At 73.3% G+C, this 22,077-nt stretch carries 17 protein-coding genes, 2 tRNA genes and 1 pseudogene; 13 read left to right on the forward strand and 7 right to left on the reverse strand.

Annotated features, from left to right (window positions below; translation table 11 throughout):
- Nucleotides 1-59: 59 nt before the first annotated feature.
- The 4 genes and pseudogenes from NQZ70_RS47560 (at nt 60) to NQZ70_RS47575 (ending at nt 3,781) form a co-directional block, all read left to right on the forward strand.
- Nucleotides 60-1,211: a CapA family protein gene (locus tag NQZ70_RS47560; protein ID WP_129580142.1), complete on the forward strand. Its 1,152-nt coding sequence runs from the start codon at nt 60-62 to the stop codon at nt 1,209-1,211.
- Nucleotides 1,212-1,495: 284 nt separating this feature from the next.
- A pseudogene (locus NQZ70_RS47565) lies at nt 1,496-2,236 on the forward strand (ribose-phosphate diphosphokinase); the annotation flags it as partial.
- A gap of 40 nt (nt 2,237-2,276) precedes the next feature.
- A complete protein-coding gene (locus tag NQZ70_RS47570) occupies nt 2,277-2,783 on the forward strand; it encodes a cation transporting ATPase C-terminal domain-containing protein (protein ID WP_237244701.1) in 507 nt (168 codons plus the stop codon).
- A 281-nt stretch (nt 2,784-3,064) separates the two neighbouring features.
- Nucleotides 3,065-3,781 carry a phosphoribosyltransferase gene (locus NQZ70_RS47575; protein ID WP_237244703.1) on the forward strand — a complete coding sequence of 239 codons (717 nt, stop codon included), beginning with the start codon at nt 3,065-3,067 and terminating at the stop codon, nt 3,779-3,781.
- 20 nt (nt 3,782-3,801) lie between these two features.
- Here NQZ70_RS47575 and NQZ70_RS47580 read toward each other — a convergent pair whose 3' ends face one another.
- Nucleotides 3,802-6,198: a heavy metal translocating P-type ATPase gene (locus NQZ70_RS47580; protein ID WP_237244705.1), complete on the reverse strand. Its 2,397-nt coding sequence runs from the start codon at nt 6,196-6,198 to the stop codon at nt 3,802-3,804.
- Nucleotides 6,199-6,677: 479 nt separating this feature from the next.
- Between NQZ70_RS47580 and NQZ70_RS47585 the strand changes: the two genes are divergently transcribed.
- The 4 genes from NQZ70_RS47585 (at nt 6,678) to NQZ70_RS47600 (ending at nt 11,482) form a co-directional block, all read left to right on the forward strand.
- Complete coding sequence (locus tag NQZ70_RS47585) at nt 6,678-6,848, forward strand: hypothetical protein (protein WP_165373716.1); 171 nt, start codon at nt 6,678-6,680, stop codon at nt 6,846-6,848.
- Nucleotides 6,849-7,116: 268 nt separating this feature from the next.
- On the forward strand, nt 7,117-7,983 hold the full coding sequence (locus tag NQZ70_RS47590) for a fumarylacetoacetate hydrolase family protein (RefSeq protein ID WP_129580144.1): 867 nt from the start codon (nt 7,117-7,119) through the stop codon (nt 7,981-7,983).
- A gap of 62 nt (nt 7,984-8,045) precedes the next feature.
- Nucleotides 8,046-9,551 (forward strand): aldehyde dehydrogenase (NADP(+)), encoded by a 1,506-nt coding sequence (locus NQZ70_RS47595; protein WP_129580145.1) that lies wholly within the window; start codon nt 8,046-8,048, stop codon nt 9,549-9,551.
- Nucleotides 9,548-11,482 (forward strand): YjhG/YagF family D-xylonate dehydratase, encoded by a 1,935-nt coding sequence (locus NQZ70_RS47600; RefSeq protein ID WP_129580146.1) that lies wholly within the window; start codon nt 9,548-9,550, stop codon nt 11,480-11,482. Before NQZ70_RS47595 ends, NQZ70_RS47600 begins: the two co-directional genes overlap by 4 nt.
- On the opposite strand, the gene NQZ70_RS47605 is transcribed toward NQZ70_RS47600, so the two are convergent.
- From NQZ70_RS47605 to NQZ70_RS47615, 3 genes are all read right to left on the reverse strand, one after another.
- Complete coding sequence (locus NQZ70_RS47605; protein ID WP_129580147.1) at nt 11,479-12,399, reverse strand: SMP-30/gluconolactonase/LRE family protein; 921 nt, start codon at nt 12,397-12,399, stop codon at nt 11,479-11,481. The genes NQZ70_RS47600 and NQZ70_RS47605 overlap by 4 nt on opposite strands.
- 149 nt (nt 12,400-12,548) lie before the next feature.
- Nucleotides 12,549-12,621: transfer RNA gene (locus NQZ70_RS47610), tRNA-Lys, on the reverse strand.
- A gap of 79 nt (nt 12,622-12,700) precedes the next feature.
- Nucleotides 12,701-12,774: transfer RNA gene (locus NQZ70_RS47615), tRNA-Arg, on the reverse strand.
- A 212-nt stretch (nt 12,775-12,986) separates the two neighbouring features.
- Here NQZ70_RS47615 and NQZ70_RS47620 point away from each other — a divergent pair.
- Nucleotides 12,987-14,051 (forward strand): penicillin-insensitive murein endopeptidase, encoded by a 1,065-nt coding sequence (locus tag NQZ70_RS47620; protein ID WP_129580148.1) that lies wholly within the window; start codon nt 12,987-12,989, stop codon nt 14,049-14,051.
- A 12-nt stretch (nt 14,052-14,063) separates the two neighbouring features.
- Here NQZ70_RS47620 and xth read toward each other — a convergent pair whose 3' ends face one another.
- Both xth and NQZ70_RS47630 read right to left on the reverse strand, forming a co-directional pair.
- Nucleotides 14,064-14,873 carry an exodeoxyribonuclease III gene (gene xth, locus NQZ70_RS47625; protein WP_129580149.1) on the reverse strand — a complete coding sequence of 270 codons (810 nt, stop codon included), beginning with the start codon at nt 14,871-14,873 and terminating at the stop codon, nt 14,064-14,066.
- A 94-nt stretch (nt 14,874-14,967) separates the two neighbouring features.
- Entirely contained in the window at nt 14,968-15,861 is an 894-nt protein-coding gene (locus NQZ70_RS47630) for an alpha/beta fold hydrolase (protein WP_129580150.1), read from the reverse strand.
- A gap of 53 nt (nt 15,862-15,914) precedes the next feature.
- Here NQZ70_RS47630 and NQZ70_RS47635 point away from each other — a divergent pair, with 53 nt between their 5' ends.
- Nucleotides 15,915-16,502, forward strand: coding sequence for a pentapeptide repeat-containing protein (locus tag NQZ70_RS47635; protein WP_129580151.1), 588 nt, complete (start codon nt 15,915-15,917; stop codon nt 16,500-16,502).
- A 33-nt stretch (nt 16,503-16,535) separates the two neighbouring features.
- Here the strand turns inward: NQZ70_RS47635 and NQZ70_RS47640 are convergent, their stop codons facing one another.
- Nucleotides 16,536-17,198, reverse strand: a complete 663-nt coding sequence (locus tag NQZ70_RS47640) for a response regulator transcription factor (protein WP_044970202.1) — start codon at nt 17,196-17,198, stop codon at nt 16,536-16,538.
- Between the two features lie 326 nt (nt 17,199-17,524).
- Here NQZ70_RS47640 and NQZ70_RS47645 point away from each other — a divergent pair, with 326 nt between their 5' ends.
- The 3 genes from NQZ70_RS47645 (at nt 17,525) to NQZ70_RS47655 (ending at nt 22,067) form a co-directional block, all read left to right on the forward strand.
- On the forward strand, nt 17,525-17,932 hold the full coding sequence (locus NQZ70_RS47645) for a response regulator (RefSeq protein ID WP_129580152.1): 408 nt from the start codon (nt 17,525-17,527) through the stop codon (nt 17,930-17,932).
- A 92-nt stretch (nt 17,933-18,024) separates the two neighbouring features.
- Entirely contained in the window at nt 18,025-21,084 is a 3,060-nt protein-coding gene (locus NQZ70_RS47650) for a glycoside hydrolase family 65 protein (RefSeq protein ID WP_129580153.1), read from the forward strand.
- Nucleotides 21,078-22,067, forward strand: coding sequence for a universal stress protein (locus NQZ70_RS47655; protein ID WP_129580154.1), 990 nt, complete (start codon nt 21,078-21,080; stop codon nt 22,065-22,067). The genes NQZ70_RS47650 and NQZ70_RS47655 overlap by 7 nt, the downstream gene beginning before the upstream one ends.
- Nucleotides 22,068-22,077: the final 10 nt, after the last annotated feature.

Here is a 22,077-nt window from a genome sequence, read left to right on the forward strand (position 1 = left end):
GCCACGCGCCGCACCTGGTCTCTCGCTTGCACCCTTGCAGATCGAGCGGGGCAATCACCATGTTGCAAGATGCGGCGAGGGAGCGGACGCAGGGCACATCGACTGCAGATGCTGTCACCGTCTTCCTCTGCGGTGACGTGATGACCGGCCGCGGGATCGATCAGATCCTGCCGTGCCCCAGCGATCCGGTGCTGTACGAGCTGGCCGTGGAGGACGCGAGGGGCTACATCGAGCTCGCCGAGCGCGCGAGCGGCCCCATCCATCGTCCCGCCGACTTCTCGTATGTCTGGGGGGCCGCGCTCGAAGCGTGGAGCCGGCGGGCGCCTGCCGTCCGGCTGGTCAACCTCGAGACGGCGATCACGACCAGCGATGAGCCGTGTCTCAAGGGGATCAACTACCGGATGCACCCAGGGAACGTCCCGTGCCTCACTGCGGCGCAGATCGACTGCTGCGCGCTGGCCAACAACCATATCCTCGACTGGGGAGCTGCCGGGCTGATCGACACAATCGCCGCGCTGCGGTCGGCGGATGTGGCGACGGCCGGCGCGGGCCGGGACGCCGACGAGGCAGCGGCGCCTGCGCTCATCGAGATCGAGGGCAAGGGGCGGGTCCTGATCTTCTCGTGGGGCTCGCAGACCAGCGGCGCGCCGCGGAGCTGGGGCGCCTCGGCGGACCGTCCGGGGATCCACTGGGTGGAGGAGTCGTCTCCCGCGGACGTCCGTCGCGTGCTGGACGTGGTGCGGGCGGCCAAGCGGGAGGGCGACATCGTCGTGGCCTCGATCCACTGGGGCCCGAACTGGGGATACGAGGTCCCGGAGGAGCAGGTCGCGCTCGCCCACGCCCTCGTCGATGTCGCGGGCGTCGACGTGGTTCACGGGCACTCCTCGCATCATCCAAAGGCGATCGAGGTCCACGCGGGGCGGCTGATCCTCTACGGCTGTGGCGACTTCGTGAATGATTATGAAGGCATCAGCGGGTTCGAGGCCTACCGGAGCGATCGGGTCATGATGTACTTTGCGACGCTGCGCGCGGGGACCGGGGAGCTCGTCCGCCTGGAGCTGGTGCCGCTGCGGATGAGGAAATTTCGCCTCCACCCTGCCGCGGCGGAGGACGCGCTCTGGCTCGGAGACGTGCTGAGCCGAGAGGGCGCGCGGTTCGGGACGAGCCTCGAGCTCGGGGAGGACGGCGGCCTGCTGCTGCGCTGGAGCTGACGTACCTCAGGAGAGGCGCACACCGGAGATCCTCGCAGCTCTCCCGTGCTTCGCGCTGCCCGTCGGGGACAGCCTCGACGGGCAGAGGGCGGCCGAGCCGCGCGAGCGGGACGCCGCGGAGGGACACCGGAGAGATCAGGCCCCAGGGTTGCATCCCGGAGGGCGGGCCGCAGAAGGGCGGCCGCGCTCGTCCAGGAGGTCCACCGCGATGCCCCACAAGCAACCTCTTTTCCGCGCCGCGGCCCGGGAGACGGTCCGGCGCGGCGCGGCGTAGCGGAGCAGCCATGGAGATCTGCCTCTTCGCGGGCAACGCCAACCTCCCTCTCGCGCAGGCCGTGGCGGAGCGCCTCGGCGTCGGCCTGGGCGACGCCCTGGTGCGCCGCTTCGCGGACGGCGAGCTTCACGTGCAGATCCGGGAGACCGTGCGAGGGCGGGACGTGTATCTCCTCCAGCCGACGAGCCCGCCGGTCGACGAGCACATCCTCGAGCTCCTGTTCCTCGCGGATGCATGTCGCCGCGCAGGGGCTTCGCGCGTGACGGCCGTCGTGCCGTATTTCGGCTATGCCCGCCACGACCGCCGCGCCTCGGGGAGGGAGCCGGTAGGGGTCCGGCTCGTCGCCGATCTCTTCGGGACAGCGGGCCTCTCGCACGTGGTGGCCGTCGACCTCCACAGCGCCGCGCTCGAAGGGTTCTTCTCCGTCCCGCTCGAGCACCTGAGCGCCGCGCCGCTGCTCCTGGAGGCAGCGAGGCCCTGGGTCTCCGAACGCAGCGTCATCGTGGCGCCGGACATGGGCGCTGCGAAGCTCGCGGATCGCCATGCGCGGCTCCTCCGCTTGCCGGTCGCCGTCGTGCACAAGACCCGCCTGAGCGGCGAGGACGTCAGCGTGCACGCGATCACGGGCGAGGTCCGGGGGCGGTCGCCCCTCCTCGTCGACGACATGATCAGCACCGGCGGGACGATCGAGGCCGCCGTGAACGCCTTGCTCTCGGCGGGCTGCGCGCCGGACATCGCCGTCGTCGCGACCCACGCCCTCTTCGTCGGCCCGGCGGTGATCCAGCTCCCCGATGCTGCCCGCGCAGATCCTCTTGAACAACCTCCTTTACGATCTCGCGCAGATCACGATTCCAACGGACAACGTCGACGCGAGCTTCGTCCGGAAGCCGCGGCGGTGGAACATCGCCACGATCCGCCGCTTCATGATGGTGATCGGGCCGATCAGCTCCGCGTACGATTTCGTCACCTTCTACGCGCTGATCCGCGTGTTCCACGCGCCGGCCCCGCTCTTCCGCACCGGCTGGTTCGTCGAGTCGCTGGCCACGCAGACGCTGGTGATCTTCGTGATCCGGACGATGGGCAGCGCCTTCAAGCGCTCTCCGAGCCGCGCGCTCACGGCGACGACGCTCGGCGTCGTGGCGATGGCCCTCGTGCTCCCGTACAGCCCGTTCGCCGCGCTGCTCGGCTTCGCGCCGCTGCCGCCCGGCTTCTTCCTGTTCCTCGCGAGCGCGACGCTGACCTACCTCGCCATCGTCGAGGCGGTCAAACGCGCGCTGATGGGGCGGAGGTTCGCGTGAGCAGGCCGGCGGCGCCTCTACCGCTCATCGGCTGACGGCCGGCCGCGCTGGTCCGCTGAGCGCGCGGGGCCGAGCGCGGGGGAGATCGCGCTGCGGGATCTCTGGAGGCGTCCGGTCCGCTGGCGCTGCGCTCTGCCTCTGGCGCTGCGGAGGAGCACCCGGGCTCGGCGAGCGCGCGAGGAAGAAGGCCCGGCGGCGTCAGGCGCGGCGCCTGGCTAGACAATTGCACGCTCCATCGAGCGCCGTCGGTGACCCGAGCGACGCCGGATGGAGAGGGAGACATGCCGTTTCGAGATCGTGCCGACGCGGGCCGCCAGCTCGCGTCGCGGCTGACCGCCTACGCGGGGCGGGAGGACGTGACCCTCCTGGCGCTGCCGCGAGGCGGGGTGCTGGTGGGCTTCGAGATAGCGAAGCTCCTGCGGGTGCCGCTCGACGTGCTGATCGCGCGCCGGATCGTGGCGCCGGGCAATGATCACATGACGATCGGCGCCGTCGCGAGCGGCGGTGTCCAGGTCGTCGATGAAGAGCTCTGCCGAGCGCTGGGCATCTCGGACCGCGCGGTACAGTGGCTTGCCGACGCGGCGGCCCGGGAGGTGGAGCGCCTGGAGCGCGTCTATCACGGCTGCCACAGGGCGCCTGACATCCGGGATCGAACGCTCCTCCTCGTCGACGACGGCATGGCGACCGGAGCGAGCATGCGGGCTGCCGTGACGGCCGTCGAGCAGGGCCGCCCGGCGAGCATCGTCATCGCGGTCCCGGTCGCGTCGTATGCCGCGTACGCGGAGCTCTCCCGGCGGGCGCGTGAGTTCGTGTACTGCTATATTCGAGATCCCGTCTATTCGGTCGGCCTCTGGTACGAGGATTACTCGCCGGTGTCCGAGCAGGAGGTCTGTCGGCTGCTCGGAGAGGCGCTCGACCAGGCCGCAGCGCGCCACGGCGCCGCCGGTCAGGAGAGGTCCCGCGAGCCCCCTCCGGGCGCGACCGGATCATCCGGGTAGCCGCTCCGGGCGGCGCGGATTCACCCCTGCCGGCCGGGGCTGGGCGAGCGCCCTTGCCTGAGCGGCTCCAGCGCGCGCAGCACGCGGCGCGCGGGCGCCGGTGCCGGCTGGAGGGGCGGCTCCCGGGAGCTCACGGCCGGCTGGTCGGGAGCATCCGCGTGGTAGCGCTCGCTCAGCGACGCGTAGAGCTCCTCCTCCTGCGCGAAATGGAGCCGCAGCACGGCGTGGAGCCCGTAGAGGATCCGCCGGAAATCCTGCACGTCCGCGGCCGTGGGCCCGCGCGGGTCGAGCTCTCCGAGGAGCTGCTCGTAGAGCCGGACCAGGTGGAAGATCTCGCGGTGTGTCGCGCTCATGGATGCAAGAGGATCCTCGCCGCCGAGCAGTCGCGAGATGACCGGGTAAACCTCGGCGTCGTCGGCGCGCTCGTGCGGGAGGAGCCGCTCGCGGAGGAAGCGGTCGAGCGCCTCGAGCTCTTCGCGCGCCTCCTCTCTCGCCAGGCGATCGATGCGCTCGGCCACGACCCGCACCCGATCGAGCCTAGGGATGAGCTGATCGTGCTCGATCTCCAGCCTGCGGCTCATGGCCTCCCCGAGCGCTGGCCTCCTCGCGCCGCGCCCGCCGCTCTGCGCCCGCAGCGCGCTCAGGATCGCGGCGACGTCGATCGCCTCCTGCAGGAGCGCGCCGGCGGCGGGCGGCAGGAAGCCGAACGCCGCCGCGCCCATCGCGAAGAGCGACAGCCCCATGCCGAGGAGCGCGCTCTGCACCGCGATGGTGCGAGCGCGGCGCGCGATGCTCACGGCCTCGGCGAATCGATCGAGCCTGTCCACCACGAGCACCACGTCGGCCGCCTCGGCGGACGAGGTGGCGCCGCGCGCGCCCATCGCGACGCCGACGTCGGCGGCGGCGAGCGCTGGAGCGTCGTTGATCCCGTCGCCGATCATCACGGTGAGCCCCTCGGCGCGGGCTTCGCGTACGGCCGCGACCTTCTCCTCCGGCGACCGCTGGGCGAGCACGCGATCGACGCCGAGCGTGGCGCCGACCGCCTCGGCGACCAGGGGGTGGTCGCCTGTCACCATCACGACACGGCGAATGCCGACCCGCCGCAACGCCCGCAAGGTCCGCGGCGCATCGGGGCGGATCGGGTCGTCGAGCGTCAGCGCGCCGATGACGCCTCCGTCCACGGCCACGAACACGGTCATCGCCCCGGCGCGGGACGCGCGGCGCCGGAAGGCGCGGGCCTCCTCCGGGAGCGGCGTCCCCTGCGCTGCCCATTCGGCGCTCCCCACGCGAACGGCGCGCCCGTCCACCCAACCGGTCATTCCGGCGCCGGGCGCCTCGTGGACGCCCTCGGGGAAGGAGAGCCCGAGGCGGCGCTCGCGCGCGGCGCGCACCAGGGCCGCGGAGAGCGGGTGCGACGAGGCCTGCTCGAGGGACGCCGCCAGGCGGAGCACCTCCGCGTCGTCCTCTATCGAGCGGAAGCACGTCACGCCGGTCACGCGCGGGCCGCCGAACGTGAGCGTGCCTGTCTTGTCGAGGAGCAGGATCTCGGCCCGGGCGAGGGCCTCGAGCGCGGCGCCGCCCTTCACCACGATGCCGCGCCGGGCCGAGCGCGAGATGCCGCCCACGATCGCGATGGGCACGGCGAGGAGCAGCGGGCAGGGCGTCGCGACGACGAGCACGGCGAGCCCGCGCCCGGCGTCGCGGGAGAGGCCCCACGCCACGGCCGCCATGGCCAGCGAGAGCGCGGCGAACGCCAGGGCATGACGATCGGCGATACGGGCGAGCGGGGCCTTCGAGGCGGACGCCTGCTGCACGAGGCCGACGATGCCGGCGTAGGTGCTCTCGTCCGCGCTCGCCACGGCGCGGAGCTCGAAGGCGGCGCCGGCGTTCGTGGTCCCGCTCCCCACGCGGTCGCCGGGCGCCTTTTCGACCGGCCGCGGCTCCCCGGTCAGCGCCGATTCGTCGAGGAGCGCCCGCGTGCCCACGACGACCCCGTCGACCGGCACGATCTCGCCCGGCGCGACCAGCAGGCGGTCGCCGGGGGCGACGGCGCCGATCGGGACGGTCGTGACGTCGGCCCCCTCGCGGCGATGCGCCGTACGGGGAGCGCGCGCGAGGAGCGCGGAGAGCTCACGCCGGGCGCGCGCGGTCGCGTACCCCTCCAGGGCGCCGCCGGTCGCCATCATCGCGCCGATCAGCGCGCTCGCCAGGTACTCCCCGAGCAGGAGCGCGCCGCCGATGGCGAGGAGCGCGATGACGTCGACGCCGGCCCGCCTCTTCAGCACGTCCACCAGGATGCGCGCGCCCACGAGGGCGAGCGCGATCACCGCGCCGGCCGCCCAGAGCGTGTCTCCCAGACGCGCGTGTCCTTCGAGGTGCGCCGCGGCGCCGCCCAGCAGGCCGGAGAACGTCGACACGACGAGCGCACCGCTCCTCAGGGACGGCCGCTCGGGTCGAGGTGCGTCGAGCCGTGACACCATGGGTTGCTCACGTGGTCAATGCGGTTCCCCATCACGCCGGAAGCTCACCGCATCTGATAGCGCCCTGTCTTCTCCACCGGCTTGATGCACCCGACGACCGCGCCGCGGCCGCCTTCGTAGGCCCGATGGCCGAAGCTGTCGTCAGCGGGGGCTGTTCCAAGGCGACCCTCACCGCCGTGGCTGACAGCTCCGAGAGGTCCGTGGCGACCAGGATTCGCTGAACAGGCTGCATGCTGCCCCTCCCCCGGTCTGGTCCAAATCCCATGGTTGTGATGGACCGACCTGACGCGTAGCTACCGTGCCCACCAGCCCAGCAATCGTCATGCCCCGTCGTCGTCGCCCGTGCCATCACGAGTTACGTACGAGGCCGCTCGCTGCGCTCGTGGACTCTCGCCGCTCGCTGCGCTCGTGGACTGATGACGTGCTCCGCTGAGCATGCATCGTGCGACGGCCACGCCGCATGCGACCTGCCGTCGTCGTCCGCGACGCTCGACCGGCTGAGGGCGATCGCCGAGGAGCAATCGACCGCTGCCGCGAGCGTCCCGGCGTTCTATGTGCGCGGGGTGCTCGACTGGCTGGCGACCTGATCACCGAGGCGGCACCCGCGTCGATCGGCGCGCTGCTCGCCGACGCCGACGTGGAGCCACCGCCCGCGGTCGCCGTCGACATCGGGCGAAAAGTCGCTTTACAGAACGCGCAAATGGTGGATCATGCGGTCGACACGGCGCGATTGTAGGCGGAAGCACGAAGGGCTCGCCCTGCTCTTCTCGCGAGCAAGGTCAGACGGCCAAGGAATTCACCACCCAGCTCACGACGATCGCGATCGACAGGGCGGGCCTGTAGGGAGGCGCGGACATGAAGCTGTTTCGGTTTGCGGGCGATGGAGGGCCGCGGCTCGGGCTCGAGGACGAGCGGGGAGCGCGCCACGACCTCACGGCGGCGTCCCCGGAGGCGTTCGCGTCCGTCGCCTCGTGGCTCACCTTGCCCGATCCCCTCGGCGCGGTGCGCGACGCGCGCGCGCGCGCCGCGGCCTACCCCCTCCCGCCCGAGGTCCCGCTGCTCGCCCCGATCGATTCGCAGGAGGTCTGGGCGGCGGGCGTCACCTACGAGCGCTCGCGCAACGCGCGCAAGGAAGAGAGCGCGGGCGGCGGCGACTTCTACGACCGCGTGTACGACGCCGAGCGCCCGGAGCTGTTCTTCAAGGCGGTGCCCCGCCTGGTCGCCGGCCCGGGCGCGCCGGTGCGCGTCCGGCGCGACTCGAGCTGGAACGTGCCCGAGCCGGAGCTCTCGCTCGTCGTGTCCGCGGCGGGCCGCATCGTCGGCTACACGGCCGGCAACGACGTCTCGTCGCGGTCCATCGAGGGCGACAATCCCCTCTACCTGCCGCAGGCGAAGATCTACGACGGCTGCTGCGCGCTCGGCCCCGCCATCGCGCTCGCCGACGAGCCCGGGCTGGATCTGCGCGCGCTCTCCATCCAGCTCGCGATCCGGCGCAGGGGCGAGGTGGTGTTCGCGGGGGAGACCTCGACCGCGAGGATGCGGCGCGCGCCCGAGGAGCTCGTCGGCTACCTCACGCGCGAGCTGAGCTTCCCCGCGGGCGTCGTCCTCATGACCGGGACCGGCATCGTGCCGCCAGACTCGTTCACCCTGGAGCCTGACGATCTCGTGGAGATCACGATTCCCGGCGCCGGCACGCTGGCGAACCCGATATCCCAAGGTTGACGAGGCGCATCCTATGAAGATCGAGACGTCGAGACGTTCACCTCCGGTTCCGCGCTGAAGCTATGGAATTCTTCGCCCACAACGCCGCCACCGGGGAAAAGCTAGGCGCCTACCGCGACGCCACCGCCGCCGAGATCGACGCCGCCGCAGGCGCCGCCGCGGCGGCGGCGCAGGCCTTCGCCGACCTCGCGCCGGAGCTGCGCGCCCGCTTCCTGGAGACCGCCGCCGACGAGATCATGGCGCTCGGCGATGCCCTGATCCAGACCGCGCACCGGGAAACCGGGCTGCCCGTCGCCCGCCTCGAAGGCGAACGCGGCCGCACCACCGGCCAGCTGCGCCTCTTCGCCGCGGTCGTGCGCGAGGGCTCCTGGGTCGATGCGCGGATCGATCCCGCGCTGCCGGACCGTAAGCCGCTCCCGCGCCCCGACCTGCGCCGCATGCTGCGGCCGATCGGCCCGGTCGCCGTCTTCGGCGCGAGCAATTTCCCCCTCGCGTTCTCCGTGGCCGGCGGCGACACCGCCTCCGCCCTCGCCGCGGGCAACCCGGTCGTGGTCAAGGCCCACCCGGCGCATCCCGGCACCTCGGACCTCGTGGCCTCGGCCCTGCGCTCCGCCGTTCAGAAGGCGAGCCTGCCCGCGGGCGTGTTCGGCATGGTGCACGGCGCATCGCCCGAGGTCTCGCTCATGCTGGTGCGCCACGAGGCCATCCAGGCGGTGGGCTTCACCGGGTCCACCCGCGCCGGCCGCGCCCTCTGCGACGCCGCGGCCGCCCGCCCGCGGCCGATCCCCGTCTTCGCCGAGATGAGCAGCATCAACCCGCTGGTCGTGCTGCCCGGCGCGCTGCGCGAGCGCCGCGACGCGATCGCCGAGGGGCTGACGAACTCGTGCACGCTCGGCGTCGGCCAGTTCTGCACGAAGCCGGGCCTGGTCCTGGGCTTGGCCTCCCCCGAATGGGATGCGTTTGCTCAGTCGGTCGCCGACCGAGCCCGCGCCATCGCTCCCGGTGTGATGCTGCACGCCGGTATCCAGGAGTCGTTCGACCGCTCCGTGCGGGAGCTGAAAGGCGTGGAGTGGCTGACCGACGCCGGCGCGCGCGTCGCTCGCGTCTCCGCCGCCGACTTCGCACGGCAGCCGCACCTCGCCCACGAGATCTTCGGACCGTACGCGCTGCTCGTCACGGCATCGAGCCGCGGAGAGCTACTCCAGCTCCTCGGCGCGCTCGAAGGCCAGCTCACCGCCACGCTTCACGGGACCGCCGAGGATCTCGCCGCCGCCCAGGACCTCGTCGATGTCCTCAGCCGGGTCGCGGGCCGCCTCGTCTTCAACGGCTACCCGACGGGCGTGGAGGTGTCGCACGCGATACACCACGGCGGGCCGTATCCGGCGAGCAGCGACGTGCGCTTCACCTCGGTTGGAACCGCGGCCATCTTCCGCTTCGCGCGTCCCGTTTGCTACCAGTCGTGTCCGCCCGCGCTGCTCCCGCGGGAGCTGCGCGACGAGAATCCGCTCGGGATATCGCGTCTCGTCGACGGCCAGGCCACCCGCGATCCCATCGCTCCCCGCGCATGAGCCGCGATCCGGTGTTCGAGTCCGGCAGCGAGGCGATCTACGCCCTGCGCACCACCGCGCCCGGACCGTCGGGGCGCCTCCCGCTCGGGGCCGAGCAGCTGCGCGCCATGTCCAGCGGCGAGCTGTTCGGCTGGACTCAGAACGCCGGGATGGGGTGGGATCCTGCGCGCCTGCGCGGGAAGCAGTTCCTCGTGCTCAGCACGCAGGGGGGCATCCGCGCGCCCGACGGCACGCCGATCGCGCTCGGATATCACACGGGACACTGGGAGGTGGGGCTGCTCATGGAGGAGGCGGCCCGCACGTTCACGGCCAGCGGGGCCATTCCGTTCGCCGGCTATGTCAGCGATCCGTGCGACGGGCGGACCAATGGCACCGTCGGCATGCTCGACAGCCTCCCTTACCGCAATGACGCCGCGATCGTATTTCGAAGGCTGATACGCTCGCTGCCCACCCGAAGAGGCGTGCTCGGCGTCGCCACCTGCGACAAGGGCTTGCCGGCCATGTTGATGGCGCTCGCCGGCACCCTCGACCTCCCCACGGTGCTCGTGCCGGGAGGCGTCACGCTCCTCGCGGAGGAGGCGGAGGATACCGCCAAGGTCCAGACCCTCGCGGCCCGCTATGCGCGCGGGGAGGTGAGCCTCGACTACGCCGCCGAGATGGGCTGCCGCGCCTGCGGCTCCCCCGGCGGCGGCTGCCAGTTCATGGGGACGGCCGCGACGAGCCAGGTGGTGGCGGAGGCGCTCGGCCTCGCCCTCCCGCACGGCGCGCTCAGCCCGTCGGGCGCCGAGATCTGGCGCGACCTCGCCCGCCGTTCCGCGCACGCGCTCATGGCCCTCGAGGGACGCGGCGTGACCACGCGGGACATCGTCACCGACGATTCCATCCACAACGCGATGGTGCTGCACGCCGCCGTCGGCGGGTCGACCAACCTGGTGCTCCATGTGCCGGCGATCGCCCATGCGGCCGGGCTCCGGCGCCCCACGGTGGACGACTGGGCGCGCGTCAACGCCCTCGTTCCGCGCCTCGTGGACGTGCTGCCCAACGGGCCGCGACACCATGCCACGGTTCAGGTCTTCCTCGCGGGAGGCGTCCCGGAGGTCATGCTCCATCTGCGCGAGCTTGGCCTGCTGCGGCTCGGTGCGCGCACCGTCAGCGGTCGGACCCTGGGCGAAAATCTCGAATGGTGGGAGCGCAGCGAACGGCGCCGGCGCCTGCGCGACAAGCTGCAGCAGCTGGACGGCATCGACCCGGACGACGTGATCATGTCCGCCGGGAAGGCGCGCGAGCGCGGCCTCACCAGCACGGTGACCTTTTTGCGCGGCAACCTCGCGCCCGAGGGAGCGCTCGTGAAGAGCACCGCCATCGCTCCCCAGGTGATCGGACCGGACGGCGTTTATCTGCACGAAGGGCCTGCGCGCGTGTTCGGCAGCGAGGACGCGGCGATCGAGGCGATCAAGACGGGCGCCGTGCAACCGGGTGACGTGATGGTGCTGATCGGCATCGGCCCCGGTATCGGAATGCCGGAGACCTACCAGATCACCTCCGCCCTCAAGCACGTGAGGGACGGGCACCGCATCGCCCTGGTCACGGACGGTCGTTTTTCCGGCGTCTCCACCGGGGCGTGCATCGGCCACGTCAGCCCGGAGGCTTGGGCGGGTGGGCCCATCGGCCGCGTGCGCGACGGCGACCGCGTCCGGCTCCGGATCGACACGCGCAAGCTGGAGGGGACGGTGGACGTCGTGGGCGTGGATGCCGGCGGTTTTGCCGCCCGTGTCCCCAATCCAGCCCTTCAACCCGACGGCCGAGTGAGCGCGGACACGCGACTATGGGCTGCGCTTCAGGATGCCAGCGGGGGCAGCTGGGGTGGGTGCGTTTATGATGCCGAACGCATCATCGGGCTCCTCGGTCGCGCCATCGCGGCAGAGCGCTAGCGCGCGGCGCCGCGGGTGTTCAGGTAGACCGCGTACAGCGAGGTCGTGCCGCAGATGAACAGGCGGTTGCGCTTGGCGCCGCCGAAGCAGACGTTGGACACCGTCTCGGGGATGAGCACCTTGCCGAGCAGCGCGCCGTCGCTCGCGTGGCAGTGCACGCCGTCGCCGGCCGACAGCCACAGGTTGCCGTGCACGTCGACGCGGAAGCCGTCGTACACCCCCACCGGGCAGGTCGCGAACACCTCGCCGCCGGTCAGCGCGCCATTCGCGTCGACGCGGAACCTGCGCACGTGGTGCGGGCCGTCCTTCACGTGCGTCGCGCCGGTGTCGGCGATGTACAGCAGCGACTCGTCCGGCGAGAAGGCGAGGCCGTTGGGCTGCACGAAGTCGCTCGCGACGACCGTCAGCGCAAGGGAGACCGGATCGATGCGGTAGACGCGCTGCGCGCCCTGCTCGCTCGGCGACGCGTCGCCCTCGTAGTCGCTGTCGATGCCGTAGCTCGGGTCGGTGAACCAGATGCTGCCGTCGGACTTCACGACCACATCGTTCGGCGAGTTCAGCCGCTTGCCCTCGAAGTGCGACGCGAGCACCGTGCGCGAGCCGTCGTGCTCGGTGCGCGAGACGCAGCGGCCGCCGTGCTCGCAGGAGACGAGGCGGCCCTGCAGGTCGACCGTGTGGCCGTTGGTGTTCATCGCGGGCTGGCGGAACACCGAGACCGAGCCGTCCGTCTCGTCCCAGCGCAGCATGCGGTCGTTCGGGATGTCCGACCAGACGAGGTAGCGCCCCGCCGGGAACCACGCCGGCCCCTCGGCCCAGCGGCAGCCCGTGTACAGCTTCTCGACGTGCACGTGCGGGAGCGCGACCTTGCGGAAGCGCGGGTCGATCACCTTGAAGCTCGGGGTCAGCTCGATGACCATCGGGTCCTCAAAACACCGAAAGCCCGACACCCCCTGGGTCGTCGAGCCTTCGAGCATCTGTCCCGTGCTGCTTCTTCGATCGTCCCAGCCGTCGTCCCGGCTGTCCCAGCCAGCCCCTCGGGCTGGCTGGATTCCTCAATCATCTCGGGTGGGCCATGAAGGACTTGAACCTTCAGCCAATGGATTAAGAGTCCACTGCTCTACCAATTGAGCTAATGGCCCGAGTAGTTTGTCAAACCGACGGATTCTGAAACAGTCCCCGGGATCTCGCCGGATCGCTTGCGTCGTCCGTTGAGCCCGGCACGCCCGGCCTGATTCGAACAGGCGACTTTCGGATTCGAAGTCCGACGCTCTATCCAGCTGAGCTACGGGCGCTCCTGCGCGCCCCTCGGCGGGGCTCGCGGAACGCTTCTAACCGCACCGGAGCCGTTATGTCAAGGCGATGAAGCATCGCGATGCGCAATTCTCAGGCCGCCCTCCCCGCTGAGCCCGGACGGACGGCACCCTCAGCCCGCCCGCGCCCCGCCGGCGGCGGCCGCGAAAGAAGTTCTCTGCCCAGCGCGCCGCAGGGTAGGGTCCGCCCCGTCATGCCGTTGCTTCGCCCGCTCACTCGCCGCTGCTTCGCGTCCCGGGGCCCTGTCGCCGCCCTCCTGCTCGCGCTCTCCGTCGCGGCGCCGGCCCTCGGCGCCCCGGCGGGCGCGCAGCCGGCCTCCGCGGAGCAGCCGCCGGGCCAGCGCGCGCAGGGCAAGCGCCCCGCCGCGCGCCGCAGCTCGGCCGGCGACGAGGGCGGCTCGCGCGCCGCGCGCGGCGCCGGGGCGAAGGGGAAGGCCGCGGACCGCGCGAGCAAGAAGCGCGCGGCGCGGCGGGACGAGACCTCCCGGACGGCGCGCGGCGGCACCGCCGCCGAGGCCGACGAGCGCAAGCCGCTGTCGAAGGGGGCGCCCAACCGCGGGCGGCTGACCGGCGCCGTGCGGCTCCGGTCGTCGAGGCACCTCAAGACGCGCGAGGGCGCCAGGACCTGGGGGCTGCCCGTGCTCGTGAAGGCCCTGCGGCGCGCCTCCTTCCAGGTCGCCAAGAAGCACGGCGACTCCGCGCTGCTCGTCGGAGATCTCTCGGCCAGGACGGGCGGCCGCCTCGACGGGCACAACTCCCACCAGACGGGGCGCGACGCCGACGTCGGGTTCTACGTCGTGAACTCGAAGGGCAAGACGCTGCGCATGGACCGGTTCGTGGCGTTCGACGACAAGGGCGACGCCATCGGCCTCCCCGGGGCGCGGTTCGACGACAAGCGCAACTGGGCGCTCGTCGAGGCGCTGCTCCAGGACCGCCAGGCGGGCGTCAAGTACCTGTTCGTGACCGACGCGCTGCGGGCGCGGCTGCTCGCGTACGCCGCGAAGAAGCGCGTCCCGGCGGAGCTCCGGAGCCGCGCCGCCGCCGCGATGATGAGCCCCAGGGACGCCGATCTGCACAACGACCACTTCCACATCCGCGTGGCGTGCCCCCCGTCGATGCGCGCCGCCTGCGTCGAGGAGTCGCTGGCCCGCCCCGCGTGCGACGCCGACGCGGCGAAGAAGCCGCTCGACGCCGCCGCCGCGCCCGCAGCCCCGGCGGACGTCACGGCGCACGCCGCCGCCGCGCCCGCCCCCCGCTGACCCCGGCCGCCCTCAGGCCGCCGGCGCGGCCCCGGCCGGCGCCGCGCCGTCCGCGAGCTCTACCACCACCGGCGCGTGATCCGAGGGGCGCTGGAGCTCCCGCGGGCGCGTGTCGATCGACACATCCGTGCAGCGCGCGGCCAGCGGGCGCGTCACCAGCGCGAGGTCGATGCGGAGGCCCTTGTTGCGCCGGAACGCGCCCATCCGGTAATCCCACCAGCTGTACGCCGCCTTGGCGGGGTGACAGGCGCGGAACGCATCGACGAGCCCCCACTCCATCAGGCGGCCCAGCGCCGCCCGCTCGTCGGGGTGGAAGAGCACCTGCCCCTCCCACTTCTTCGGCTCGGCGACGTCGATGGGCTCGGGCGCCACGTTGAAGTCGCCGCAGATCAAGATCTGCTGATCGGGCCGGTAGCTCGCCTCGAGCTCGCGCCGGAGCCGCTCCAGCCACGCGAGCTTGTACGCGAAGGCCGGCGTCCCCACCGCCTGCCCGTTGGGCACGTAGACGTTGATGATCCGGATCCCCTCGACCGTGGCCGACAGCATCCGCCGGGCGACGTCTTCCTCGTCGCCGTCGAGGCCCTTCTTCACGTCGTCCACCGACAGCCCGAAGCGCGCGGCGATCGCGACGCCGTTGTAGGACTTCTGGCCGAAGATGATCGAGCGGTAGCCCACCTCGGAGAGCGCCGCCTCGGGGAAGCTGCCGTCCTCGACCTTCGTCTCCTGCATGCAGACGACGTCGGGCGCGGCGCGGACCAGCCAGCTCGTGAGCTGCTCGAGCCGCGTTCGGATGGAGTTCACGTTCCAGGACGCGATGCGCATAGGTCGCCTCACCGATAGTGGATGGAGAGCAGGGCGGAAAGCCTGGATCCGGGCGCGGCCGCGCCGCGCGCAGGGGGCACGCGATCGCGGACGATCACAGGGCCGCCCGGATCACGTCGAAGAGGCCGTCCGGATCGTCGACGTGGAGCCAGTGGCCGGCGCGCGGGAGGACGTGGACCGAGAGCCAGGGCGCGCGCGCCGCGAGCGCCTCGAAGCGGGCGCGCGACTCCGGCGAGACCGACGCCGACCTGCCGCCGAGGACGACGTGGAGGCGCCGCGCTTCGACCCCGGCGCCGGCCGGCGCCGGCGGCTCCTCCAGGACGTGCCACAGATCACGCGCGAAATAGTCGGTGAGCAGATCGTTCAGGACGTCGAGGTCGAGCCGGATGCGAAAGCCGTCGCCCTCGCGGCGGACGTTCATCGCCAGCCACTCCCCGATGCCGCGGCTGAAGCCGGCGGCCTGCACCGCCTCGAGGAACGCCTCGCGCGACGCGATCGGCTGCGGGATCGCGCGGAGCAGCTCGAGCACGCCGGGGCTCTCCGAGCCGCTCTCGCCGGCGGGCCTGGCGCTCGGATCGACGTCGAGGATGAAGCCGCGCTCGATCCCCGCGGGCCGGCGCTCGAGATAGGCGAGGGCCACCTTGCCGCCGAACGAGTGGCCCATGACCCCGCGGACGTCGAGGCCGAGGCGATCGCCGAGCCGGAGCAGGTCGTCGGCGGCCGCCGCGATGGTGTGCGGCGCCGGCGGGCTCTGCGACAGGCCGTGCGCCCGCAGGTCGACCAGGATGAAGCCCCACGGCCGCGCGGCGGGGCCTGGCGCGCCGGGCGCGCCGCCGGTGGCCTGCGCCTCGGCGAGGCGCCGGGCGAAGGTGCGCCAGTTGGCGCCGGAGCCGAAGATGCCGTGCAGCACGAGCATCCAGCGGGCAGGCGCCGCGGAGGGCGCGGAGACCAGGGCGTGGTGGGGCACGAAGGCGTCGGGTGCGTTCATGGCTCTCCGGGCGACGCGAGCGCGCCGCCTGCGCCTAGCGCTAGCATGGACCCATGGCCAAGAAGCCCCCCATCGCGCCGTCGAGCGCGGACGCCGCGGAGCGCGAGGCCGCGGCGCCGCCGAGGCCCGAGCGCTTTCACGGCGCGACGCTCGCCGGGGCCGACTTCGACGACGCCGACCTGCGCGGCGCGCGCTTCCACAACGTCGCGCTCGCCGAGGCCGAGCTCGACGACGTCGACCTGCGCGGCGCCCGCCTCCACAACGTCGCGCTCACGGAGGCCGACCTCGACGACATCGACCTGCGCGGCGCGTGCCTCCACAACGCGACCCTCGCCGCCGCCTCGCTCGACGACGTGTCGCTGGCAGGCGCGCGGATCGACAACGCCGACGCGGCGGGGACCCGCTGGTCCGACGTGAGCCTGCGCGGCGCTCGCCTCGAGGCGTCGGACCTCCGCGAGGTCGAGATCACCGGCTGCAAGATCGACGGGCTCACCATCGACGGCGTGCGGATCGATCGCCTGCTCGAGGACGCGAAGCGCCGATCGAGCGCGAGCCCCGCGCCGGAGGCGGCCACGAAGGACACAGCGCCAGGGAAGCTGGGGAAGAAGAGGAAGTCGAAGCGCCCCGCTCCCGCGAGGTGAGCGGGCGGGGGGCCTCGCGCGCTCGCGGCCGGCTTACGCCTCGATGAGCCCGGTGCGGACCGCGATGCGGGTCAGCTCGACCGCGCTCTTACATCCGAGCTTCGCGTAGATGCGCACGCGGTGGGTCTCCACCGTCTTCGGGCTGATCGTGAGCCGCGCGGCCGTCTCGCGCGTCGACACGCCGGCCGCGAGCAGCCGCAGCACCTGGCGCTCGCGCGGGGTCAGCGCGTCGAGACCGCCGGAGCCCTCGCTCGCCGGCTTGCGCATCGCGCGCACGACGGCGCCCGCGATGCTCGAGGACAGCGGCGCGCCGCCGGTCGCGATCCGGCGGATGCCCTCGATGACCTCCTCGAGCTTCGAGGTCTTCACGAGGTATCCCTGCGCCCCCGCGCGGAGCGCCTCGGCGACGCGGAACTCGTCGTCGTAGCCGCTCAGCACGAGCAGCTTCGCCTGCGGCAGCTGCGCCCTCAGCGCCCCGAGGAGCTCGATGCCGTCCCGGTCGGGGATGTTGAGATCGACGAGCACCACGTCCGGCTTGCAGCTCGCCGTCTCGCGCAAGGCGTCGGCTGCTGTCCCGGCCTGGCCCACGACGACCATGTCGGGCTCGTCCGAGAGCGCTCGAGCGAAGCCTTCGCGGACGACGGGGTGATCGTCGATCAGATAAATGTGCAGCTTGCTAGCAGGGGTTTCCGCCATGATGACCACAGGGGGATTGGAGTGTCCTTCGGACCACAATTCGATACCCGCGAGCAGTTCAAGTCAAGCTGCTCGGGTCGTCCTGGGAGGAACCTTACAGGGGTATCAGGTGCTCAACGATCTGCAAGCAGCGGCGCGGCGGCAAGCCCAATTGATGAGGAAATCTCCGTCCTGAGCGAGTTTCGGAGCTCAGCGGAGATCTGCGACGTGGGAGGCGTTACGCTGCGCGCCACGCCCGCGCGGCGTGCCCCATGCGGTCGCGGCGGCCGTCTGGTATCCTTTGCGCGCCTCATGCGCCGAAAAGGCCAGCGATCGAGAGAAATTGGATGAGCTCGCCGGGCCCTTCTCCGTGCCTGGCCGGCGCCTCGCCGCCCCCGCGCGCGGAGATCTTCGTCGTCGACGACGACCCGGCGCTGGTCGACTCGCTGATGGACCTGCTCTCCGACGAGGGCTACGGCGTCCAGGGGTTCACGCGGCCGCTGGAGGCGCTCGATCGCCTCGCCGGCGGCGCGCGGCCGCGGGCGGTGCTGCTCGACTACGTGATGCCCGAGATGACGGGCGAGGAGTTCCTCGCCGCGCTCGCCGCGGCGGGCGTCGAGGTGCCCGTCCTCCTGCTCTCCGGCATGAACGAGCCCTGCATCCGCGGCACCGTGGCCGGCGTGCTCGCGAAGCCGTTCGACGTCGACCGGCTCCTCGGCGTGCTCGATCGGCTGATCGGCGGCGTGCAGCGCTAGCCCACCGCCGCCGCCGCGCCCCGCCCTGATCCCGGCCTGCACAGGCGCGGCGGCACGATCCTCGCGTGCGCGGCCCCGGGGAGGAGCCGAGGATGTCGTCTCTCCACGACAGCGCCGCAGGGCCGCCCGGCCTCGCCCGGGGCGGGCCGAGCTACCCCGGCCTCGCGGGCGCGCCGGCGGCCGCGATCCGGCTGCCGGCCGAGCTGCACCACCGCTTCCGCTTCGTCGCCATCGACGCGAGCCTCCTCCCGGAGGCGGCCGGCGGCCCGGAGGCGGAGGGCGGCGCCGCGGCGCTGCTCGACCCGCTGCTCGCGATGGGGGTGCGCGTGGCGCTCCTCGCCCGCGAGGGCGTGCCCCACCTCGCGCGGCGGCTCGCGCGCGGAGGCGGAGGCGGAGAGCGCGCGGAGAGCGCGGAGGACCGGAGGCGGCTCTTCGTCGGCGCGCTCGAGGGCGCGGAGCTCTACGGCTTCGATCGCCGCGGCGCCGCCGTCGCGCTCGCCGCCGCGGCGCCGCCGGACGGGCGCTCCGCGCTGGCCGCGCTGCTCGCGCGGGTGATCGCGCCGCTCCACATCGCGCCGCGCGACTGGCTGGCGATCTCGCCGGAGCCGGGCGGGGGCGCGCCGGCCGCGGGCGCGCGCCGGCTCGGCGACGCGCCCGAGCTCGCGGGCGCCACCCACGCGGCGGCCGGGGCGCGGCGGCTCGGCGAGATCCTCGCGCTCCAGCGGGACCTCGACCGGGAGCTCGGCGCGCTCGCGGCGCCGCGCGACGCCGCGTGGATCGTCGAGGAGCCGGGGTTCGACGTGGCGCGCGAGCACGAGATCGAGTCGCTGCTCGCGATCGCCAACGGCTACCTCGGCTCGCGCGCGTCGCTCCCGGAGGGGTCGAGCGTGTCGCGGCCGGCGACGTTCATCGCGGGGGCGTTCGAGCCCTCGGCCGACGTGAGCCGCGTCCCGGAGCTCGTGATCGCCCCCGACTGGGGCCGGCTGAGCGTCGCCATCGAGGGCGAGTCGTTCTCGGCGGAGACGAGCGGCGTGCTGCACCACCTCCGCGCCCTCGACATGCGGCGCGGCGTGCTGCTGCGCGAGTGCCTGCGGCGCGGCGAGGCCGGGCACCTCACGCAGGTCCACACGCTCCACGCGGCGTCGCTCGCGGACCGCCACGTCCTCGTCGAGGCGCTCAGCGTCGCCCCCCTCAACTTCACCGGGACGATCCGCGTTGACGCGATCCTGAGCGGCGACGTGAAGAGCGCGAGCGGCGCGGCGCACTGGGCGCGCTTCGCGGCGGACGCGAGCGCCGAGAGCCTGCTCCTCGTCGGCCGCACGCACGGCGGGCTCGAGACCGCGATGACCTCGCACCTGCGCGTGGTCCCGGGCGAGGCCGCCGAGGGCGTTCCCCCGCCCGAGGCCCCCGACGGCGCGCGCTGCGAGCGCGCCGAGGGCGCGCGCTCCATCGCCGAGCGCTGCGACATCGGCGTCCGCGTCGCCGAGCGGCTCCGCCTCTTCCGGACGGCGACGCTGCACACGTCGCGCGACACGCCCGCGCCGCGCGAGGCGGGCGAGGCGCTCCAGGCGGAGCTCTCGCGCCGCACCATGGGCGACGTGCTCGGCGAGCACGCGCGCGCGTGGGCGGAGCGATGGCGCCGCGCCGACGTCGAGATCGACGGCGCCCCCAAGATCGAGCGGGCGCTCCGGTTCGCCCTCTACCACCTCATCGGCGCCGCGAACCCGGACGACCCGCGCTGCTCCGTCGGCGCGCGCGGGCTCAGCGGCGAGGCGTACCGCGGCCACGTCTTCTGGGACACCGAGACCTTCCTCGTACCCTTCTACACGCACTGCTACCCCGAGGCCGCGCGCGCGCTGCTCCTGTACCGGCACCGCACCCTCGCGGGCGCGCGCCGCAAGGCGAGGTCGCTCGGCTACGAGGGCGCCCTCTACGCGTGGGAGTCGGCGGACACGGGCGACGAGACGACGCCGCCGCTCCTCGTCACGCCGTTCGGCGAGGTGGTCCGGGTGCTCTCCGGCGAGCAGGAGCACCACATCAGCGCCGACGTCGCGTACGCGGCGCACGCCTACGGCCGCGCGACCGGCGATCTCGAGTTCGAGCGCGGCGAGGGGGCCGAGATCCTCGTCGAGACGGCGCGCTTCTGGGCGAGCCGCGCCGAGATCGGGCCGGACGGCCTCGCCCACATCCGCCGGGTCATCGGGCCGGACGAGTACCACGAGGCCGTCGACGACAACGCGTTCACGAACTGGATGGCGCGGTACAACCTCCGCGCCGCCGCCGCGGTCGTCCGGCGCGGCGTGGCGCGCGGCGACGTGCTCGCGCGCCTCGACCTCCGGCCCGAGGAGGTCGATCGCTGGCGCGACGTGGCGGATCGCATGGCGCTCCGGCTCGACCCGCGCACGGGCCTGATCGAGCAGTTCGCGGGCTACTTCCGCCTCGAGCCGTTCGCGATCGCCGACTACGCCGTGCGCAGCGCGCCGATCGACGTGCTGCTCGGCCGCGCGCGGACGCAGGCCTGCCAGGTGGTGAAGCAGGCGGACGTCGTGCAGCTCATCGCGCTGCTCTGGGGCGCGGTGCCCGCGAGCGCGCGGCGCGCCAACTTCCTCTACTACGAGCCGCGCACCGCGCACGGGAGCTCGCTGAGCCCGGGCGTCCACGCGCTCGTCGCCGCCCGGCTCGACCTCCACGCCCACGCCGAGCGCTACTTCGACCAGACCGCCGACATCGACCTCGGCAACACGATGGGCAACGCCGCGGGCGGCATGCACGTCGCCGCGATGGGCAGCCTCTGGCAGGCGGTCGCGTTCGGCGCCGCCGGTATCACGCGCGTCCCGCGGAGCGCGCTCGCGGCGCGGCTCCCGCCCGCGCCGCCGTGGCCGGACGAGGACGAGGCGATCGGCGTCGAGCCGCACCTCCTGCCGGGCTGGCGTCACCTCAAGATCCCGATCTCGTGGCGGGGCCGCGCGCTCGAGATCCACGTGGAGGACGGCGCGGTGGAGATCGCGCTCGAGGGGAGCGCGCCGCTGCCGATCGCCGCGCTCGACGCGGGCGCGGTCGCCTGCGCCGTGGTGGCCGAGCCGGGCCGCCGCTACGCGGCGCGGCGGGTCGGCGGCCGGTTCCAGACATGGGAGGAGGTCACGACATGCTGAGCGCTGTGCGCGATGGATCTCTCGGCGAACGTGGGGCGCTGTCCGGGCCGGCTTCCGCGGCCGATCCGCCCCTCGGCGCGCGCGAGGGGGGCGACGAGCCCGCGCCGGAGAGCGGCGCGCGGAGCAGGAGCGTGCTCGTCGCGCTCCACGGCCGCCGCGCCCACCAGGGCGCCCTCGGCCTCGGGCGGCTCATCGCCGACGCGCTCCACGCGCCGCTGCACGGGCTCCTCGTCTGCGCCGAGCCGATCGAGGCGAGCGAGGTGCCCGCCCACCTCGGGGTCGCCCCGGAGGCGCTGCAGGGCGTGGTGCTGCACGTCGCGGCGAGCGAGGATGCGCCGGGCGCGCTCGCGGCGGCGGTGCGGGGCCGCGGGGCCTCCCTCGTGGTGGTGGACTCCGAGCCGGAGGAGCTCGTGGACGAGCGCCTCGGCGTCGGCCGGCTCGCCGCGCGCGCGCTGGAGTCCGCCGCCTGCGGGGTCGTCGTCATCGGCCCGGCGACGCGGACGTCGTCGCGGATCGAGCGCATCCTCTTGCCGCTCGACGGGGCCCCCAGCACGGCCGCCGCCATCACCCCCGCCGGAGAGCTCGCCCGCAGGCTCGGCGCCGAGCTCGACATCGTGATGGTCGGCGGCGCCTCGCCGCGGGAGGCCGACGACGCGCCGCCCGTCTCGACGCCGGCGCGCTCCGAGCCGGGCGCGATGGTGGCGCCCCTGTACGTCGATCAGCCCCAGCACGAGTGGCCCGCGTTCACCGAGGAGTTCCTGGCCCGGTTCCTGAGCGCGATCGGCCACTGCCCCCACGACGTCGCCACGCGGTTCTTCCTCGGCAAGGGCGAGCCGGCGGCGGAGATCCTGCGGATGGCCGGGCAGCTGACGAGCGACCTCGTGGTCCTGGTCTGGCACGGGCAGCTCGAGCATCACCACGGCGGCGTCTTCCGCGACGTGCTCTGCGGCGCCCCCTGCCCGGTGATGGTCCTGCGGCGCTAGCGCGCGCTCT

This window comes from Sorangium sp. So ce836, from assembly GCF_028553905.1.
Lineage (GTDB): Bacteria > Myxococcota_A > Polyangia > Polyangiales > Polyangiaceae > Sorangium > Sorangium cellulosum_D.

What these genes read in the sequence shown, in the direction of transcription:
- NQZ70_RS47560 (WP_129580142.1), top strand. Translation starts at nt 60, where the DNA reads ATGTTGCAAGATGCGGCGAGGGAGCGGACGCAGGGCACATCGACTGCA.
- NQZ70_RS47570 (WP_237244701.1), top strand. Translation starts at nt 2,277, where the DNA reads ATGCTGCCCGCGCAGATCCTCTTGAACAACCTCCTTTACGATCTCGCG.
- NQZ70_RS47575 (WP_237244703.1), top strand. Translation starts at nt 3,065, where the DNA reads ATGCCGTTTCGAGATCGTGCCGACGCGGGCCGCCAGCTCGCGTCGCGG.
- NQZ70_RS47585 (WP_165373716.1), top strand. Translation starts at nt 6,678, where the DNA reads ATGACGTGCTCCGCTGAGCATGCATCGTGCGACGGCCACGCCGCATGC.
- NQZ70_RS47590 (WP_129580144.1), top strand. Translation starts at nt 7,117, where the DNA reads ATGAAGCTGTTTCGGTTTGCGGGCGATGGAGGGCCGCGGCTCGGGCTC.
- NQZ70_RS47595 (WP_129580145.1), top strand. Translation starts at nt 8,046, where the DNA reads ATGGAATTCTTCGCCCACAACGCCGCCACCGGGGAAAAGCTAGGCGCC.
- NQZ70_RS47600 (WP_129580146.1), top strand. Translation starts at nt 9,548, where the DNA reads ATGAGCCGCGATCCGGTGTTCGAGTCCGGCAGCGAGGCGATCTACGCC.
- NQZ70_RS47605 (WP_129580147.1), bottom strand. Translation starts at nt 12,399, where the DNA reads ATGGTCATCGAGCTGACCCCGAGCTTCAAGGTGATCGACCCGCGCTTC.
- NQZ70_RS47620 (WP_129580148.1), top strand. Translation starts at nt 12,987, where the DNA reads ATGCCGTTGCTTCGCCCGCTCACTCGCCGCTGCTTCGCGTCCCGGGGC.
- xth (WP_129580149.1), bottom strand. Translation starts at nt 14,873, where the DNA reads ATGCGCATCGCGTCCTGGAACGTGAACTCCATCCGAACGCGGCTCGAG.
- NQZ70_RS47630 (WP_129580150.1), bottom strand. Translation starts at nt 15,861, where the DNA reads ATGAACGCACCCGACGCCTTCGTGCCCCACCACGCCCTGGTCTCCGCG.
- NQZ70_RS47635 (WP_129580151.1), top strand. Translation starts at nt 15,915, where the DNA reads ATGGCCAAGAAGCCCCCCATCGCGCCGTCGAGCGCGGACGCCGCGGAG.
- NQZ70_RS47640 (WP_044970202.1), bottom strand. Translation starts at nt 17,198, where the DNA reads ATGGCGGAAACCCCTGCTAGCAAGCTGCACATTTATCTGATCGACGAT.
- NQZ70_RS47645 (WP_129580152.1), top strand. Translation starts at nt 17,525, where the DNA reads ATGAGCTCGCCGGGCCCTTCTCCGTGCCTGGCCGGCGCCTCGCCGCCC.
- NQZ70_RS47650 (WP_129580153.1), top strand. Translation starts at nt 18,025, where the DNA reads ATGTCGTCTCTCCACGACAGCGCCGCAGGGCCGCCCGGCCTCGCCCGG.
- NQZ70_RS47655 (WP_129580154.1), top strand. Translation starts at nt 21,078, where the DNA reads ATGCTGAGCGCTGTGCGCGATGGATCTCTCGGCGAACGTGGGGCGCTG.